This window comes from Acinetobacter sp. 16 (assembly GCF_033439925.1).
Classification (GTDB): Bacteria; Pseudomonadota; Gammaproteobacteria; order Pseudomonadales; family Moraxellaceae; genus Acinetobacter; species Acinetobacter junii.
Genome location: NZ_CP137746.1, coordinates 2,346,396 through 2,365,942 on the forward strand (window position 1 = coordinate 2,346,396; position 19,547 = coordinate 2,365,942).

Genomic DNA, 19,547 nt, shown 5'->3' on the forward strand with positions numbered 1-19,547 from the left:
AGTCCCTATCGTCTAGAGGCCTAGGACATCGCCCTTTCACGGCGGTAACCGGGGTTCGAATCCCCGTAGGGACGCCAAATTCAAAAAAGCCACTGTATCATTCAGACAGTGGCTTTTTTATTAGTTTTTTATACGTAGAGCTGCTAAAAAATAATTATTTTGAAAAATCTATTTTATTATCCTTAGCATATTTTCTACCCTATACTGAAAACTGATCAAAACTATAAATTTAAACCTAATATGCAAATCCGTTTATTCCACTTACAAAATTCACGTTCTCAACGCATCGTTTGGTTTTTAGAAGAATTAGGACTTCCCTACGAATTAGTCATCAACCATCATTCGGACTTAGATGAAAAGAAAAATTCACCGCATCAATTATCGAAATTTTCTGCCGTTGAAATAATAAATCAAGAACAAATTTTTATCTTAGCCGAAACTTCAGCGATTATTGATTACTTATCTTATCTATACCCTCAATTAGGGCAAAGTAAATTATTAGGATCGCAACTTCAAAGTTTTTATTATTGGAAAAATTATTGTGAAGCCACATTTATTCCAGACCTATTACTCAAACAAATTTTTCACCAGATTGTACAACGTACACCATTTCCTGTTCGCTTCGTTTCAAAGTTTTTAAAATATGGATTTGATCAAAGCTATTTAAATCCATCGTTACAGCAACAAATGACCATGATTGATAAGCATTTAAAAGATCATTTATGGTTTGCTGGGAATCAATTTACGGTTGCAGATATTTTGATGTGGTTTCCATTATTGGCTTGCTCGGCAAATGACCATCAATTTAAACATATACAGCGTTATTTAGCCCAAATAGAAAACAGACCCGCCTTTAAAAAATCTTTAATCAAAGGACAATGGTCTGCTTCTACGTTTCAGTCCTATTGGACGATTGCGTGGTAATTCAGTTATGCCGATTTACGCGAATTCACTCGACCTTTAACAACCGCTTTAATATTGCCTTTGGCATAATTCAAGAAAACAAGTAATGGTGATAATTTAGGATTTGGTTTTTTACCCTGACCAATTGCTTTGAATTGTGCCGCATACCAAATGATTTCCATAATTGCCATTTTATCAACAAAAGGAATGCCTGTTTTAATTTGGTTTACAGCATAACGCACATCATTACCTGCAATTAGGCTATTTGTTAAATCTGTTTCAACCGCTAATGGTCGTGCAATCCCGATAAAATCACATGCACCACTTTCCAGTGCAGCATTCATACCTGCGACTGTACGGAAACCACCTGTCACCATTAACTTACATGTGACATGCTGACGAATCTTTTCAGCGAACTCTAAGAAATATGCTTCACGTGCAATAGTGCTTGCTTTGTGTGATTCTGCCTTTGCACCAGCCATTGCAGGTGCTTCATAAGTACCACCAGAAATCTCGATGATATCAATTCCTGCAGCATCAATTGCTTTAAATACTGCAATCACATCTTCTTCAGTAATACCACCACGTTGGAAATCAGCTGAATTGAGTTTTACCGAAATAATAAAGTTTTCTGAAGTCGCAGCACGAACGGCTTTATAAATTTCAATTAAGAAACGCATACGGTTCTCAATTGAACCACCCCATTCATCAGTACGCTTATTGGTTAGTGGTGATAAAAATTGGCTAATCAAATAACCATGAGCACCATGTAACTGTACACCTTCAAATCCAGCTTTTTCACAAACTGCAGCAGCTGTAGCGAAACGTTGGATGATATCTAGAATTTCTTCATGTCGTAACTCACGTGGAGTACCAAACATCGTTGCTAACATCGGGCTAAAAGGTACAGCAGACGGTGCTACTGTTTCTTTGTTTAATCCTTTTGGACATTGACGACCCGGATGTGACAACTGAATTAATTGTACCATACCGTATTTTTTGCCTACCGCAGCCCATTGTTGCAACTTCGCCAAATCACGTTCAGTTTCGATCGCAACGACACCTGGCTCATTTTTAGCCGCAATGTTAACCATTACATTTCCTGTAATTGCACAACCCAAGCCACCTTTAGCCCAAGCTTCATACAATCCAATATGTAAATCATTCGGCTGACCTTCGTGATTAGCTAAAGCTTCACTCATAGCACCTTTGATAATACGATTTTTGAATGTTGTGTTGCGAATTTGGATACTGTCTGCAATCTGACTCATGGTCATCCTCTGCTACAAATTAGAGTAATTACTCTAATTTAATCTGATTATTGTTGATGTCAAGATATCTTCCGATAAGTTGACAATAACATATGTCAGTTTAATTACAATGCTATATACAACTCGCCTCAATCAATAATTTTGTGTATTCATTTTGAGGATCACGAAATAAATCTTGTGAAGCTTGATATTCCAAAGCTTTACCTTCATGCATTACCAAAACATTTTGGCAGAGGGATTTTATGACTTGTAAGTCATGACTGATCACTAAATAGCTGATCTGCTCTTGGTGTTGCAACCTTCGTAAAAGCAAAATAATTGCTTGTTGTGTAATACGGTCAAGAGCTGAGGTCGGTTCATCTAAGATCAGCAACTTTGGTTTCAAAACCAAGGCTCTCGCTAGAGCGACTCGTTGCCTTTGCCCACCAGAAAGCTCATGTGGGTATTTAAATTTTTCAGAAGGTGTTAATTCAACTTTCATTAACACCTCATCGATCATATTTTCGATCAGGTTTGATTTTACTGCACTCAGTTCAAGCCCTTCTGCGATGATTTGAAAAACTGATAGTCGAGGATTCAAACTACTTAGAGGATCTTGAAAGACAATTTGAAATTGCTGACGCAAAGGTCTTAACTGTTTTTGATTTAGTTGATTTAAATTATGTGTCTCAAAATTTATTTCTCCCTCACTAGGAATAAGTCGAGCAATTGCTAGTGCTAGCGATGTTTTGCCTGAGGCACTTTGCCCCACAATACCTAACGCCTCACCTGACATTAATGAGAAACTAATATTACTAACAGCTGTTTTATATTGTTTTATTTGATTGAATAATCCTTTTCTAATCGGATAACGTACTGACAGATTTTGAATTTCAAGCAATGTTTTTCCACTATTTTGTTCTAGTGCAATCCCAAAATCATGGTGCAACAGGCTTTTGGTATATTCGTTTTTGGGATGTTGAAAAATTTCATTTATATCACCCTGCTGTTCAATTCGTCCTTGATTAACAACTAACACTTGATCTGCATACTGTTTAACAACACTTAAATCATGACTAATCAATAAAATTGCCATTTTATGATGGTGTTGTAATTGTTTGAGCAAATCAAGAATTTGTCTTTGTAAAACAACATCCAAAGCTGTAGTCGGTTCATCAGCGATTAAAATTTCAGGTTCCAATGCTAATGCCATAGCAATCATGACTCTCTGCCGTTGACCACCAGAAAGCTCGTGTGGAAATCGTTTCAAGAGATGAGTAGCTTCTTCTAAACCGACTTCATTCAACAACTCGAGAGTCCTTTCTTTGACTTCAGATTTACACAATCCTTGCAACAACAAATTCTCTCCAACGATTTTTTCTACACAATGCAATGGATTAAGTGCTGTCATCGGCTCCTGAAAAATCATCCCAATTTTTTTGCCACGAGTTTGCTGCCATTGATGCTGATTCATTTTAAGCAAATCCACACCATCAAACAGGATCTCACCTTTTACTTTAAGGCTATCAGATAACAATCCCAAAATCGCAAGGCAAGTTATTGATTTTCCTGAACCGCTTTCACCAACGATTGCCAAAGTCTGTGAATGATGAAGTTCAAAGTTGAAGTTATCAACAAGCTTAGTGCCTGATTGATTTTCAATACTTAATTTCTGAACTTTCAATAAGGCAATATTATTGTTTTGGGTCAAATGCTTCACGAGCAGCCTCCCCAATAAAAATCAAAAGTGATAGCACAATTGCCAAAGTAAAAAAGCCAGACAATACTAGCCATGGTGCATCTAAATTATTTTTCCCTTGCAACAACAGCTCGCCTAACGATGCTGCATCCGCAGGTAATCCGTACCCAAGAAAATCTAATGCCGTTAAAGCAATAATATTTGCTGTAAGCATAAATGGTATTTGCGACAAACTTGAACTGATTGCATTTGGTAAAATATGTTTAAAAATAATATTATGGTCTTTGACACCTAAAGCCTGAGCAGCGCATACATAATCAAAATTTCGTGCTCTCAAAAACTCAGCTCTTACTAATCCTACTAATTCAGTCCATCCAAATAACAACATAATTAAAAAGAGCCAATATACATTTGGGCTAAACATACTGACCAATATCATCACAATAAACAGCATGGGTAAGCCCCCCCACACCTCCAAGAGTCGCTGTCCAATTAGATCAATCCAACCACCATAATACCCTTGTACTGCACCTACAACTATTCCGATGCAAGCTGCCGCTATAGTTAGCCCGATTCCAAATAAAAGTGAAACCCTTAGACCATACAAGATGCGAGCAAATACGTCACGACCTTGATCATCTGTCCCTAACCAATTTTGTAATGTCGGCTGAGATGGTACAGGAACAGTGAGAGATAAATTTGGAGTTTGATATGAAAAAGCTACAGTTGGTGAAATCATCCAGCCATGATGTTGGATCAATTGTTTTACAGCAGGATCCTGATAATCAGTCGAAGTTTCAAATACGCCACCAAATGTTGTTTCAGGATAATCTTTGAATATGGGAAAATAGAGTGACTGCTTATAACTAACAAGCAGAGGTTTATCATTTGCTATAAACTCAGCGCAGATAGAAAGACTAAAAATAATCAAAAATAAGATTAAACTGAAAAATCCCAATTTATTTTGCTTAAAACGATATAGTCGATTTCTCATTAAAGGTGACATCAACGCCCACCTCGTGATTCAAAATCAATGCGAGGGTCTATCCAGTGATAAAGTACGTCCCCTATAAGGCGAAGAATTAAACCGAAGAATGTAAATAGAAATAAAGTACCAAAAATCACAGGATAATCACGTTGCGTAATCGCTTCAAAACCCAATAATCCTACGCCATCCAAATTAAAAATGATTTCGATAAATAAATTACCAACAAAGAAAATACCAACCAAGGTTTCAGGTAAAGCAGCAACAACAATCAATATCGCATTGCGGAATACATGTCGAAAAAGTACCTGATTTTCATTCAATCCCTTTGATCTTGCTGTCAGCACATAAGGCTTATTAAGTTCTTCAACAAAAGAATATTTCGTCAAATACGTCAAAGCAGCAAAACTTCCCAATACCATACTGATAATCGGCAAGCACATATGCCAAAGATAATCTTTAACTTTTCCTATAAAGCTTAAATGCTCGAAATTTTCCGACACTAATCCTTGTAAAGGAAACCACTGCCAATAACTTCCACCTGCAAAAAAAACCACAAGTACAATAGCAAATACAAATGATGGGACGGCGTAACTAATTGCCAATAACAATGAGGTCGCACGGTCAAAAAGCAAACCATTCTTTTTGGCTTTGCTGATCCCTAGCGAAATTGCAATCATATAGATCAGGAAAGTACTCCATATACCTAAGGACAAGGTAACAGGAAGTTTTTCATACAGTAATTGTACAACTGTTTTATCCTTGAAAAAGCTTGTTCCAAAATCAAGGGTTAAATATGCTTTGAGCATGATCCAAAACCGTTCATAAGCAGGCTGATCAAACCCATATTGCGCTTTAATTTTTTCGATCATCTCAGGGCTTAAGCCGCGAGCGCCTTCATACTGAGCCAATTCACCCAGCGTATTTGAATTATTTGGGTTTACACCCAATCCTTGAGCATTTTGTATTTGTTGTATGGCTTGCTCAACTGGGCCGCCAGGTGCGATTTGTACGATGATAAAATTGATTAACAGAATAAAAAATAATGTCGGAATCATCAAAATCATTCTTTTCAGAATATAGTGAAGCATAAACTTAATCCTTCATTATTTGATTTAATGTTTAATCGAAGATTGATTGAGCATCTTGGCTTTCTTTGCATCAACCCACCAATATTCCCACCCGACAGAAAGTTTTGGTTTAGTTTTTGGTTGCTGATAAATATCCCAATAAGCAAACCAACGATCTGGTTTACCATATGTCAAAATATGGTAATAGCCCGCACGCAGTAAGCGATCTAGAATTCGAGTATAGAGTACAACTTCATCTCGACTTTTAGCTGCAATTATTTTTCCAATAATTTGATCAATTACAGGAGATTGTATTCCTGCATAGTTATAATTATTTGCTTCATTTGCAGCCCTACTTCCCCAAAACTGTGCCTGCTCTTTTCCAGGGGTCAAAGTCTGCGGCATTTTAAAAACCATCATATCGAAATCTTGACGACGTATCCGCTCCATATACTGCGGGACATCCACTTGACGCAAATTGACCTGTATTCCAAGTCGCTTTAAATTACGCACGAATGGCATCAGCTCACGTTGTGGATTCTCTTGTTGAAGTAATAATTCTATTTGAATCAATCGACCTTGAGGATCATGCAATTTACCATTAACGATCTTATATCCTGCTTGTTTCAGGATTGTTTGTGCGTGTAGTAAGTTATTACGATTAAATCCACTAGCGTCCGACTTAGGATAACGCCAATCTGCGACTACACCTTGTTGGATGATCGGGTGAAGCTTCGCTAGATAAGGTTTTAAAATCTTCAGCTCAGCAGAACTCGGTTTAGAAACTGCGGCTAAGTCAGTATTATCAAAAAAACTCTGTAGTCGTCTATTTTGATTAAAAAAAAGTGCTTTATTTTGCCATTCAAAATCATAGGCGTAAGTTAATGCCTGTCTGAAATAAATATCTTGAAATGGTGATCGTCGTGTATTAAATACTAAACTTTGTATATCCAGTGGGGTGCTTAATTGAGCCTTATACTTTTTAACCCAACCTGATCGGTAAGATGGAAAATTATACCCCATCACCCAATTACGGATATTTTTTTCTTCATAGAAATAAAATTGTTGAGATTTAAATCCCTCGAAACTCACTTCTAAGTTTCGATAATACACATATTTTAGTCGATCAAAGTTATAACGCCCTTGGTTAACAGCGAGGTCTTTCGCCCAGTAATTTGGACTGCTTTTATAAGTAATACTACGACCCGCATCGATACGATCAACTATATAAGGCCCTGAGCCAATAATAGGTTGCAGCGTAATGCGAGTAAAATCTCTGTTTTTCCAATCTGCTTTTGAGTAAATTGGAAGACTCGCCACAATTAATGGCATTTCAACATTTTTGTTGGATTTAAATATAAATTTGATTTGGTGCTTTGATAGAATTTCGGTTTTTGCCAAATCTGATAAATACATCTGCAAACCAAAATTTGCTTTGGTTTGATATGTATCAAAAGTAAATTTCACATCATCCGATGTTAATGCCTGCCCGTTATTAAATCGTGCTTTAGGATTCAGGTGAAAAATTACGAACTTCAGATTGTCAGGATCGTAAGTTACTTTTTCAGCCAGTAGTGGATACATCACTCGTGGCTCATCCAAAGAACGATCCATTAAACTATCAAAAAGATAGTTCACGCCCTCTGTTGCACTCCCTTTTCCATTCATACTATTTAAATTATCGAAAGTGCCTAATGTGGATTGGCTAAATAAACCACCTTTAGGTGCTTTAACATCCGCATATGGCATGACTGAAAAATTGGCATATTTAGGCTGCACATGCATCGCTAAGTATGGAGTGGTTTGAAGGGCTGCAAATGCGGTTTGAGCAAAAAAGCTTAGTCCGAATAGACTAAGCTTTTGAGTTGTAGATAATGAAAGCATCAGTACTTAAAGGTTTGGCACTTTAATAACATCACCTATACGCAATTGTGTACTTGGCGTTAAATCATTCATCTCAGCCAAAGCGCTAGTTTCCATACCATATTTACTTGCTAAACCAATTAAGGTATCACCACGCTTCACCTTGTATTCAGTGACAACTTTAGGAACAGAAATCGTTTGACCTCGCTGCAAGCCAGCATTTGCTTTCAAGTCATTAAGATCAGCTAATTCACGAGTCGACATACCAAAACGATTTGCAATACTGTTGAGGGATTCACCAGCTTTTACAGTATATTTTTCCGTATTTTTACTAGAAACAGATTTCGAGCTCGTTTTACTTGACTCAACTTTTGCTGTTTCTGTTTTTGGTACATCACCAGAAAGTTTGAGCTTCTGACCAATGCGAACTGTACTGTTACGTGACAAGCCGTTTAATGCAGCTACATAATCGAGCTGTAGATAATAACGACTAGCAATATTACTTAAAGTATCTCCTGATTTTACGGTGTAAATATCAGGTGCCGTTTCATCTTTATCTTTGACTTTTGTCGCTGTGACATTTGATGACTTGGAAGGTGCATCGCCAGCAAGTTTTAAACGTTGTCCTACACGTAATCCAGCAGTACGCTCCAATCCATTCAAATCAGCAATATAATTTACACTTAAATCATATTTGCCAGCGATTGCATTTAAACTATCACCTGATTGAACGACGTACTGCTCTGGAACAGATGAACCTGCTGGTATCTTCAAGGTTTGACCTAAACGCACACCACTGTTGGACTTCAAGTTATTTAGATCAGCCAGTTCACTCAATGTTATTTTCGATTTACTGGCAATACTGGATAAGGTATCACCACGTTGAACCGTATAATTTTCAGTTTTATAACTTGTTGAAGCTGTCACATTGCTATAGTTAACCTTAGCATTTGATTCAGTAGGCTCATCTACTTTAGATACCTCATGTAGAGGTACATTGATTTTTTGACCAACCATCAAATTGCTCGTAGCCGTTAAACCTGAAGTTAGGTCAGCCAACTCTTGATTTGATAATGCATAACGATCAGCAATTAATTTGAGATATTCACCGCGTTTCACAGTATATGATTTTGTTGCCACTTTTTTATTAGTGGAAACTTTATCAATCTCACGACTACTTTGTTGAGAACTACGTATTGAATTTTTTGGCTCTTTTAAGCTCAGTTTTTGCCCTACAAATAATCCATCAGTAACTGATAAATTATTAAAATCGGCTAGTTGTTTGATACTCAAATCAAAACGAGCAGCAAGATTGGTAAGACTATCACCTGATTGAACGACATAGCTATCAGGCTTATTTTCTGTTGCTTTCACAACTTCAGCTTGTGGTTTTGCATCATAGAGATACAAGCTAGTACCTACAAACAAGGTTCCATTTGGATCAATTTGGTTCCACTGCGCGATATCACGCCAGTTCACTCCATTTTTCTGTGCAATCACAGCCAATGTGTCACCAGGTAATACGACATAAGTACTACGTTTGCCTTTTGGTGCTACAACAACAACATCGGTGTCCGTTTTAATATAAGGTTTACCTTGGTTTCGTTTAGCATCATCACTGTTCGCAGTCGTTTCGTCTTCAACCAAGTTTTTTGGATAAGCGAATCCTTTAGTGACTTCTTGACCTTTTTCATCAGCAACTGATTGGCTAGTTTGGATCGCAGTGAGCTTAATCTTGCCATCAAAAGGATCAACAATTTCAGTTCCTTTCGGTGCAATTGCTTTAATTTCAGCAACAACTTGGTCTTTTTCAGCCTGCGTAGGTTGAGGCTCTAAAACTTGAGCAACAGTTTTCTTCTCACCTTCGTCTTTTACCGCTGCAACGATTTGCTCACGCTCTTTTAGTGAAATTGGTGGTTCAATATTCACAGGTTTGACATTAGGCGCAGGTGTAATCGCCACTGGAATACGAGGTGCACTTGGTACATCAGCAGCAGCAGCAAAAGATGCCAATGCATCAGCACCTTTAGGCGTACTCATCTTCGTCGTTGTGGTAGATGTTGGACGCGTTGTAGTGCTTGCCGTTAATGGCGGAGGTGTTTTTGTCGAAGGACTAATGGCCTGTCCAGTACTTGTACGCGTTGTCGTTGAAGTACTCAATGTATTATTCATAGCAGGTGGAGTCTGATTGCTTGCCCAGAAGCCACTAGAACTTGATTTACCCGAACGAAGTTTTGCATCGATCGATGGGCTCAAATCTGCAGGAATCAAAATACGCATCGGACTTGTTGGATCAACCGTTTCACCACGATATGCAGGGTTGAGCGCATATAACTCTGCACGACTTAGACCTGTAATAGATGAAATTTGATTCAGATCTAAAGGTGCTGACAAACTGACTTCACGGAAGTGAGGACGATTGGCAATTGGAGGTAAAGCCACGCCATAAGCACTTGGATTTTTGATAATTTGAGCAACTGCTAAGAAACGAGGTACATAGTTCATTGTTTCTTGTGGCAATTTTAATGACCAATAATCAGTTGGTAAGCCAGCTGCCTTATTACGGTTAATCGCTTGTTGAATACGTCCAGGACCTGCGTTGTAAGCAGCTAATGCTAACTCCCATGATCCAAACTGGTTGTACAAGCTACCTAAAAACTCATATGCAGCACGCGTAGATTCAACTACGTCACGACGACCATCATAAAGACTGGTTTGCTGTAAACCATAAATACGTCCAGTACTAGGAATAAATTGCCATAATCCTGCTGCTGCTGCACTACTCGTTGCTGCTGGATCGTATGAACTTTCGATAACTGGTAGCAAAGCCAATTCAGTTGGCATACCACGGCGTTCAGCCTCTTTCACAGTGTGATATAGATATCGACTGGCACGCGCACTCAAACGATCTAAGTAAGGTTGACGAGAAATAAACCAACCACGCTGTGCTTCAATACGTGAATCCCAATGGTTTAAATCCATTTTGAATCCAACAGTCATACGTTTCCACACATCACCGTGTTTTAAAACAAGTAATCGATCACCCTCTACTGCACGCATATCGGTTGCTGATAGTAAATCCTCAAGCGAATCCAAACTACTAGCATCCAAATAGCCAGAACCTAATTGTTTTGATGATGAGACTTTAGAAGACTGAGGTGTAGTTGAACACCCTGTCGTGATTCCTAGCGCAGCTAAAGCAGAAGTCAGTACAGTAATTTTAAATAATGATGTTGCAGATTGTTGCCACACCAATGTGGTCGATTTATACATAAAAACTTCCAGTCAACTCACGCTAGTTTATTTCTTCGATTTGCCATTGTAGTAAAGCATGTCACTTAGACAAGGCAATAATTTAACGTGATTCGCATCGAAATGTTACAAGAAATTAAAAAAGATGAGTTTTGTAACGTTCATCAATGCAATTTAGCTTTACAATACCGCCCGTAATCAAGGGGTGATACACTGTTTTCGCTTGTACTTTTTAAAAGTACTCTGCTTATTTTGATGATGATCCGCTTTACCATTCTCGTTTAAACTTTTAGGTTCAACTATGTCTCAAACAATCACACTTTATGTAGATGGCGCATGTAAAGGCAATCCAGGATTAGGTGGTTGGGGGGCTTATATCATTACAGAAACCGAAGAACATAAAATTTATGGTGGTGAGCTAGAAACAACCAATAATCGAATGGAATTAACTGCAGCGATAGAAGGTGTTTCTTTTTGCCCAGTCGATGCTCACCTCATTATCTGGACAGATTCAAACTATGTAAAACAAGGTATCACTGAATGGATACATGGTTGGAAAAAGAAAAATTGGAAAGATGTCAAAAATCCTGATTTGTGGAAAAAATTAGACGCCGTGTGCGCAAATAGAAATATCGAGTGGAACTGGATCAAAGGTCATGCGGGCCATCGAGGAAATGAAATGGCTGATCAACTAGCAAACATGGGTGCTGAACAAACTGCAAAACAAAGCTCAAAAATGACGCAGGCTAACGCTGATACAAAAAAGCCTGAATCTGATTGGCTGCTTGATGATCCCTTCGGTTTGGACCTTGATGCAGAAGCAGATGAGTTGATTGAAGAGATTGAAATTGATTTACAAGTTACAGAGCAAATCGAAGAAAATATAGAGGTTAAATCTGTAAATGAATCTTCAAACTCATACATTGTAATTACAGATGCAAAATTAAATCTACAAGGCCCTCGCCAATTGATTCTAGATACAGAAACGACAGGTTTCTATTATCAAGACAACGATCGAATCATTGAGGTGGGTGCAATCGAAATGATTAATCGTAAGCTTACTGGTAGTTCAATTCATATTTATATTAACCCAGAAAAACCAGTTGGCGACTCAGTCGATGTACACGGTATCACTGATGAATTCTTAGCGGACAAACCTAAATATGCTGAAATCGCAGATGTACTTTTCGAATTTTTAAAAGGTGCTGAAATTATTGCACATAATGCGACCTTCGATATGAACTTCTTAGATATGGAGTTTAAACGCGCGGGGCTTCCAGCATTATCAGAAGTTTGTGAAGTTACGGATACACTCGCCCTTGCTAAAAACAAGCATCCTGGTCAAAAAAATTCACTTGATGCCTTAGTCCGTCGTTATGAAATTCCTGCTCGCGATCGTACCTTCCACGGTGCATTACTCGATGCTGAAATTTTGGCTGATGTTTACTTGGCGATGACAGGTGGACAAGTCTCATTTGATATGGATGCCTTATCCCAAACAGAACAACAACAGAATAAAACCACTCGCCAACGCGTACAAATTGATTTGCCAATTATTTACCCGACTGATGATGAACTTCAGCAACATGAGACTTGGGTCAAACAATTCGAAGAAAAACATGGAAAACCATGCTTTTTTGCAAAATAAATTTGCTTATAAGTTCAGGTTTTTTTGTTTCAAGCTTTCAAAGTTAAGTTATATTAACTCTTAAAGATTTAAACCCTCTCCATAGAGGGTTCATGGATATAACAACTTAGGAAAGGTGTAGGTCATATGTCTTACCAAACCTCGATTCATTTCGACCCAACGGCATTATTAATAATAAAAAATGAGATCGATAATTCGATTAAATTGGTAGAGACTGCAGTCAATACTCTTGCCGAAGAACAAGCCTTGCCATTTGGGATTGATGATGCTCTCAATCAGTTTGAACAATGCACGAATGTTCTAGCGTTGATTGATATCCCACACCTATCGCAGATTACGCAATACTCTGCTGAGCTTATGCGTAAAATCATGGCTCAACCTGAACAAATTAAAACCAGTGATGTTGTGGCTTTGAGCGAAGGCACAACCATGCTGAAACGTTATATCGAATTCATTTGTTTACGTGAAGTTAAAGTTCCACAGTTCCTATTAGATACACTCAATCGTTTAGAAAAAGCATTAGGCAAGCCAATCACTAAAGAAGGTCAAACGATTCAACCTTTATTGGATTGCTTTACGCCAAATTTTGATTTGCCAAAGGCCCCTGATTTAGAAAAATCACAGTATGTCCATCAGTTATATAAATTGTGCTTAAATAAACTGATAAAACAAGCAGAAACACCTTTGGATTTACAGGGCTTAAAACTTGTTGCGGTTTATATGGCTGGTTTAGCATCGGGTTTGCCAAGTCAACAATATTGGCAACTTGTGAATGTAGGTTTAGGACATATTGAAGATCTACTAATTACCGAAGCACGCTTACGTACATTTATTAAGATTGAAACCAATATTGGTCAATTTCTTGCTAATCCAAATGCATTTCAAACTGACTTAAATGATTTAGCAGATATCTTGAGTATTTGTATCAGTCAAGAAGATGATCTTTCTCATCATATTCGTGAACAGCTTAATATTGGTGATGAGTTACTCAGTGATACTCAGCTACAAGTTTTGAGTCGCCATTTGTACGGACCAGACTACGAAACCATTCATACCATTAGCCAACTAATGACGGATGAGATGGCTCAAATCCGCAACGAGATTGAATATAACCATGAAAATATGTCTGCTGAAAAAACTCAAGAACTTCAGCAAAAACTTCATCAGCTCTCAAATGTATTTAAAATTCTCAATCTAAATGAAGCGGCAAAAGAACTGACGCAGCAAGCAGAAAAACTCAGCCAAACAAATACATTGACTGATGCAGCATCAGTACAACATTTAATGAATAGTATCTTGGCTTCGATGAATTCTATCGGGATTCTTGAGCGTAACTATACTTCAAGTCGTTTACAATTACGTGTGAATAACATGCAAATCTCTTTGGATCGTTTAGATGAGGCGCACAAAGCTTTATTAAGCGAAACCAAAACTCTCATTGAAACGCTTACCCAAACACTTAGTCTTTACGCTCAAGACTCTACAGCACACAATTTAGAGTCTCTGCCTATTTATCTCAAAGAACTATCAGGTGCTGCCCTATTCTTGGGAAGTACTGCACAACAAACCGCTTTGTTAGGTGCAGTTCAATTTGCAGAACATCGACTTACTCAAAATGAAACTTTTGAGGCTGAACACATTAACTGTATTTTAAATGTTGTCGCAGGACTTGATCTATTAGTTGATAACTTAAAGAACAAACAACCTGTGTTGCAATCTATGTTTGATGTGGCATTATCAAACAGTCAACAGTTACAAAGCGCAGCGGCATAATGACCCAACTATCACTTGCTTATATTTTTCAACATCAAAAGCTCTTAGTAGATGAAAATTTACAGTTACCTCAAGTTGAAAAGTTAGCAAGTGATTTGCCTATTCATCACGATGATCAAGTAATTGCACGTGATCTTCTTGATGACGAGCCAATTCCAGAGGGCTATCAATTAGTTCCGATCAGAGAACTCATACAATTGAACCGTACCGGGTTTATCGGAGACTTTTTTATTTAAGTTAGGCCACCTGACCTAACGGATTAATCTTATCATAGTACATTGCTTCAAACTCAAAAGGCGATACATAACCCAGTGCACTGTGTACACGCTTTTTGTTGAACCAATCTACCCAATTTAATGTCGCAAGTTGTACATCCGCTAAACCTTGCCAATCTGCTTTTAAATATTCAATCACCTCTGTTTTGTATAAGCCATTCACCGTTTCAGCCAGAGCATTATCGTATGAATCACCCGTTGTACCGACTGATGCTCGTAAATTTGCTGCTTCTAAACGATTGGTATAGCGAATGGAAAGATATTGCACACCTCTGTCGGAATGATGAATCACATTCTTTGGCATGCCTCGATCATGCAATGCTTGCTCCAGTGCATCAAGTACCATATCTGTATTCATCCGTGTTGATACTTTCCATCCAACAATTGTTCGCGAGAACACATCAATAATAAATGCGGTGTAGACCCAGCCTGAATGAGTTTGAATATACGTGAAGTCAGCGACCCACAGCTGGTCAGGATGATCTGCATTAAAATTGCGTTTTACTAAGTCATCTGCTCGTTTTTGATCATCTCGGCTACGGGTGGTTTGTTTATTCTTACCACGCCAAACACCTTGTATACCTAGCTTCTGCATCAATCGAGCAACTGTACAACGTGCGATAACATAACCTTCACGTTTCAATTGTTGCCAGACCTTACGCACACCATATCGACCTAAACTTTCTTTCCAAATACGTTTGATTTGCTCTGCATGATGTAAATCATGCAGAGCACGTTTCGCTCGATGTTCTGGGTTATCAACGAGATCTAAAGCCCGATAATAGGTCGAAGCTGCAATCGGTAAAATTCTACAAATCGCTTCAACACCATATCGATCTTTATTGTTCTGGATAAAATCCACCATTATTTGTGTGGGCGGTCGAGCTCCGCCTGGGCGAAAAAAGCGGCTGCTTTGCGTAGAATTTCATTGGCACGCTTTAATTCTTTAATTTCACGTTCCATTTGCTTCATTTTTTCTTGGTCAGATTTCTGTTGTACTTTGGCAGGATTTAGTTGATCCATATGCTTTAAATACCAAACACGCAATGTTTCAGGAGTACAACCGATTTTAGGAGCAATAGCTGTGATTGCTGCCCAAGTAGAAGGATAATCTTTTTCAGATTCAATTAGTAATTGAACCGCTCTTTCTCTAATTTCGGGGGTATAGTTTGGTTTTTTCATCGGAATAGTCTCTCAGAATATTGAGTCTCCGACAAACCTGGTACGGTTCAAATCATGGGATACTTCGGATTTCTTACAAGCAAGCCGTGCTGTCCAATTACTTGAGTGGCGTCGTAACCATAAATTCTGTAGTCATTGTGGTCATATGACCGAAGTGCATTCGAGAGAATATGCGATGGTTTGCCCTGCTTGTGGGTACCACCAATATCCTCGAGTTCAACCTTGTATTATCACAGTGATCACAAAAGGGTCTGACGAGATTCTTCTAGCAAAATCCGCTCATAACAAATCAAATATGTATGGTTTGATTGCAGGCTTTGTTGAAGTCGGTGAAACTCTCGAAGAAGCTGTACAACGTGAGACGCTTGAAGAAGTTGGTTTAAAGCTCAAAAATATTCGTTACATGTCTAGCCAACCTTGGCCATTCCCTAGTAACTTAATGATAGCGTTTCATGCTGAATACGAATCGGGTGACATTGAATTGCAAGTAGAAGAAATTAGTGACGCTCAGTTCTTCAAGTTTAATGAATTACCTGAAATCCCATTCAAAGGCAGTATTGCCCACAGTATGATTACTCAAATCATAGGTCAAAAAAAAGCATCTTAATTAAGATGCTTTTTTATTTAGTCTTCTAAAGCCTCTTCCAAGAAATGCATAATGGTGCGTTTCGTTTTGAAGTAATGACTGACAAAACTTGCAAGTGTTGCCACGATGGTAATATGTCCAGTTTTTGGAATCACCATCACATGGCTATGATTGCCTTTTTCTCTTAGTGCTTTATCCAGATCAAATGTATTATGACTACCTACTAACTGATCGTTTTCCGCCATCAACAAATAGTGCTTAATCTTGTTCGGATTGACAAAATAATATGGCATCACTTGCTTATACGGTACATGCTGATCAAAGGCATGTTCAGAAAGAGGATCATCTTTATAATCAAAATGATATGGACCAGCCATTCCCACGATTGCTTTGATCTTATCAGTATATTTGAAGTTCTGAGCGTACGGAGAATAAACTACTGACATTACATTAAAAGCACCCGCGGAATGCCCCATTAAGATAATGTTTTCAGTAGAAATATTCAGTTTTGCTTGGTTTTGATTTAGATAATGAATTGCCTGAGCAAGATCATCAACAAATGCAGGAAAAATTTGTTCTGGGGCTAGTTGATAATTAATAACAGCGACATCAAAACCTTCTCGAGCAAAACTTTCGCCTACGAAAAGATAATCACGTTTATTACCATGTTGCCATGACCCGCCATGCACGAACACAATCAATGGTCGCTGCTTTTTAGGATTTTTAGTTCGATAAAGGTCTAAACGATGTCTTGCCTTTAAACCATAGGCAAGATGCTCTTCCTTTTCAAAGGTATCCTTTGGTGTCAGATAATTGATTGAGTAACTGGCTAGATCATACAGACGAAACTCTTGATAAAAGCTTTTCGCCCGTGTCACATTTTCTTGAACTTGTTGAATAAGTTGCTTCATAAATTAGGGTACAGTCGGTGTAGAAGTCGCAGGTTCTGCCTGATCGGGATCAATTGCTACTGGAGTTTCAACGAGAGGTTGTGTCGTCACTGTACCCACCATAGGAGTTGCTGTGGTTGAACTCGCCATCGTTCCAGATGATTGCTCAATATTATCAATCAGAGTAACAATTTTACTCACATTACCAACTTTTTGTAAGACGTCATCCAAATCTCTTATTTCTGCAGTATTTAGACGTCCCATGACATATAGAACACCATTTTCAGTGTGTACCAGTACTTTACTATCTGAAACTACGGGTGCTTTCATCAGTAAACCACGAGTATTGGCGGTTACTGTTGCATCTTGCATAATCGTGTTGTAGCCAACTTTATCACCAACAGTAATGTAGTTATGTACAGCTTTGACATCACTCATTGCTCGAAGATTATCTTCAGCTAATTGCTTCAAATATGGATCAGGTACTTGCCCCGTTAACAAGACATTACTATGAAAACTTTCAATATTGATGCGGGACTGTTTAAAACGGTGATCTAATTTATACAAATTAATATTGGCTGTACGCTTGATAGACGAATCAATAAATACTTGTCCGAGACTACGTTCCCCACTATCTGTGCCGACAGGTGAAGTTCCTGTTCCACCCGAAATAAAACTCGCACATCCTGATAAACTTGCAGCGCAAAGTAACGTAATCGTTAAACGTTTTAACACTTGGCAAGACTCCCTATCTACAAACTTGTTCAATCTTAGGTATTTATCTCAAAATGACCAAATTAATGCTCAATCTAAAGTAAATGCATGTTCAATCCACTGCTGATCATACTGCAATTTTGAAAAGTCTGGTTGTACTGTTTTTGCAATTTTCTGTGGAAAATCAAAACAAATCACATCAAAACGACAATCAAAATCCTCATAATCAGGATTTTTCTGTAAAAACTGCTGCGCGGTCTTTATTATTTTTCGTTGTTGCGAGCGTGTAATCACTTCACATGACTCCGCATAGCTCCCTGCCGATCGTGCCTTTATCTCAACAAAAATCAACTCATTCTGTCGTTTTACAATTAAATCGATTTCTCCATAACGTGAATGGTAATTTTGAGCGACACATTCATATTGAAATTGTTGAAGATAGATTAATGCTTGTTGCTCAGCCCAATGTCCGAGTTCATTTGCGTTTTCTGTCATGACATTTATTTCTTATTTTAAGATTTGGATTCCGTGCTCTTGTTGCAGGTAGCAAGTTGGTTGTCTGAAAATTTTATTGTCTTTAAAACTTATTGCACCAGTTCGCCCCATAAATGAAGTTTGTTGCTGATTCTGATTACTCAATAAATATTGAGTGATTGTCCATGCATCACCACCAAAAGCAAGTAAGCGTTGAAATGCCATATTTTCAGGCTGCTCTTTATACGCTTCAATAAGATCTACCCATTGTCCATTATACAATGCAGGCGTATCACAAAAGCTAAGTCCTAAAGGAATAGTCTGTCCCTGCTCGATACTTAATGGTGTTGCATAGACTTTCTTTTCAGGTAGCTCACCTAGTTGTTGAATCCATTGATGATGCCCCAGCAGTAACAACCCTTCCTTTCTCGAGATTTTTTTAGGCAGAGTGTCTATAACTTGTATTTCTGAACCGAATTCTACCGAAAGAGCCTGCATAAATAATTCTGTAGCTGCTTCAGTACCAGTTTCACGCAGAACCCATAATTTTTTTACCCGATCGTTTTTTAATAATTGGGTCAAGGCAGCTGCATCATGTTGTTTCGACAAACTAAATTGCCACACATTTTCAGCATGTTGATTTACATCATTTAGTGCCAGTACAGGAAGTTTAAGCTCCAGTTGCATGACAGCATCAATATCAGTTCTAGCCAAAGGACCAACAACCAATTTAATTTTGTTATTCACCTTCTTCTTAAAGATGTAATCCATACTATTTTTAGTTGAATCGGCAAAAATTATTTTTTCTTGGCTGCCAGATGCTGCATAAGCACTCAAGAAACCACGTTTAATGTTTTCACTCGCTCGCGCCATAGCACCAGATTCAGGTAGAATCACCAAGATGTCCGCATAAGCTGGGCTCACAAATGCTGCAAAAAAAAGCGGCAGCCAATATTTTTTTATATACATTAGGGAGTTACCTT

The 19,547-nt window shown here is 38.1% G+C and carries 14 protein-coding genes, 1 tRNA gene, 2 pseudogenes and 1 other annotated feature; of the genes and pseudogenes, 6 read left to right on the top strand and 11 right to left on the bottom strand.

The genetic code is table 11. From position 1 onward, the window contains the following. Position 1 precedes the first annotated feature (1 nt). Both R2H34_RS11485 and R2H34_RS11490 read left to right on the top strand, forming a co-directional pair. Positions 2-77: transfer RNA gene (locus R2H34_RS11485), tRNA-Glu, on the top strand. 163 nt (positions 78-240) lie between these two features. After that, positions 241-924, top strand: a complete 684-nt coding sequence (locus R2H34_RS11490; protein WP_087540550.1) for a glutathione binding-like protein — start codon at positions 241-243, stop codon at positions 922-924. 5 nt (positions 925-929) lie between these two features. On the opposite strand, the gene R2H34_RS11495 is transcribed toward R2H34_RS11490, so the two are convergent. The 6 genes from R2H34_RS11495 to R2H34_RS11520 form a co-directional block, all read right to left on the bottom strand. Continuing rightward, positions 930-2,174, bottom strand: coding sequence for an NADH:flavin oxidoreductase/NADH oxidase family protein (locus R2H34_RS11495; protein ID WP_318342270.1), 1,245 nt, complete (start codon positions 2,172-2,174; stop codon positions 930-932). Positions 2,175-2,286: 112 nt separating this feature from the next. After that, positions 2,287-3,873, bottom strand: a complete 1,587-nt coding sequence (locus R2H34_RS11500; RefSeq protein WP_087540547.1) for a dipeptide ABC transporter ATP-binding protein — start codon at positions 3,871-3,873, stop codon at positions 2,287-2,289. Continuing rightward, a complete protein-coding gene (locus R2H34_RS11505; protein WP_318342271.1) occupies positions 3,848-4,858 on the bottom strand; it encodes an ABC transporter permease in 1,011 nt (336 codons plus the stop codon). Before R2H34_RS11505 ends, R2H34_RS11500 begins: the two co-directional genes overlap by 26 nt. Beyond that, positions 4,858-5,928, bottom strand: a complete 1,071-nt coding sequence (gene yejB, locus R2H34_RS11510; protein ID WP_087540543.1) for a microcin C ABC transporter permease YejB — start codon at positions 5,926-5,928, stop codon at positions 4,858-4,860. The genes R2H34_RS11505 and yejB overlap by 1 nt, the downstream gene beginning before the upstream one ends. A gap of 24 nt (positions 5,929-5,952) precedes the next feature. After that, the gene (locus tag R2H34_RS11515; protein ID WP_087540541.1) at positions 5,953-7,791 is read right to left on the bottom strand and encodes an extracellular solute-binding protein; all 1,839 of its coding nucleotides are present in this window, start codon (positions 7,789-7,791) and stop codon (positions 5,953-5,955) included. A gap of 6 nt (positions 7,792-7,797) precedes the next feature. Next, positions 7,798-11,043, bottom strand: a complete 3,246-nt coding sequence (locus tag R2H34_RS11520; RefSeq protein WP_087540539.1) for a lytic transglycosylase — start codon at positions 11,041-11,043, stop codon at positions 7,798-7,800. 280 nt (positions 11,044-11,323) lie between these two features. Between R2H34_RS11520 and dnaQ the strand changes: the two genes are divergently transcribed. The 3 genes and pseudogenes from dnaQ to R2H34_RS11535 all read left to right on the top strand — a co-directional run. Beyond that, on the top strand, positions 11,324-12,670 hold the full coding sequence (gene dnaQ / locus R2H34_RS11525) for a DNA polymerase III subunit epsilon (protein WP_004912389.1): 1,347 nt from the start codon (positions 11,324-11,326) through the stop codon (positions 12,668-12,670). 126 nt (positions 12,671-12,796) lie between these two features. After that, on the top strand, positions 12,797-14,443 hold the full coding sequence (locus R2H34_RS11530) for a chemotaxis protein (RefSeq protein WP_087540537.1): 1,647 nt from the start codon (positions 12,797-12,799) through the stop codon (positions 14,441-14,443). Beyond that, positions 14,443-14,637 (top strand): annotated as a pseudogene (locus tag R2H34_RS11535) (NADH pyrophosphatase); the annotation flags it as partial. The gene R2H34_RS11530 and the pseudogene R2H34_RS11535, both read left to right, overlap by 1 nt. A gap of 43 nt (positions 14,638-14,680) precedes the next feature. Here the strand turns inward: R2H34_RS11535 and R2H34_RS11540 are convergent. Beyond that, positions 14,681-15,900, bottom strand: a protein-coding gene (locus R2H34_RS11540; protein ID WP_318342272.1) for an IS3-like element ISAba29 family transposase whose coding sequence is annotated in 2 segments (ribosomal slippage) — positions 14,681-15,624 and positions 15,624-15,900 — 1,221 coding nt in all. Because the reading frame shifts where the segments join, the coding sequence is not laid out codon by codon here. Further along, positions 15,509-15,625 (bottom strand) — a sequence feature (AL1L pseudoknot). It overlaps the preceding gene by 117 nt. Positions 15,901-15,952: 52 nt before the next feature. Between R2H34_RS11540 and nudC the strand changes: the two are divergent. Beyond that, positions 15,953-16,507, top strand: a pseudogene (gene nudC, locus R2H34_RS11545) (NAD(+) diphosphatase); the annotation flags it as partial. A 17-nt stretch (positions 16,508-16,524) separates the two neighbouring features. Here the strand turns inward: nudC and R2H34_RS11550 are convergent. From R2H34_RS11550 to R2H34_RS11565, 4 genes are all read right to left on the bottom strand, one after another. Continuing rightward, complete coding sequence (locus R2H34_RS11550; protein WP_004912398.1) at positions 16,525-17,397, bottom strand: alpha/beta hydrolase; 873 nt, start codon at positions 17,395-17,397, stop codon at positions 16,525-16,527. Positions 17,398-17,400: 3 nt separating this feature from the next. Continuing rightward, entirely contained in the window at positions 17,401-18,111 is a 711-nt protein-coding gene (locus R2H34_RS11555; RefSeq protein WP_004912401.1) for a BON domain-containing protein, read from the bottom strand. A 69-nt stretch (positions 18,112-18,180) separates the two neighbouring features. Continuing rightward, entirely contained in the window at positions 18,181-18,585 is a 405-nt protein-coding gene (locus R2H34_RS11560) for a YraN family protein (protein WP_004955268.1), read from the bottom strand. Positions 18,586-18,597: 12 nt separating this feature from the next. After that, the gene (locus R2H34_RS11565) at positions 18,598-19,533 is read right to left on the bottom strand and encodes a penicillin-binding protein activator (protein ID WP_004912407.1); all 936 of its coding nucleotides are present in this window, start codon (positions 19,531-19,533) and stop codon (positions 18,598-18,600) included. Between the last annotated feature and the right edge of the window lie 14 nt (positions 19,534-19,547).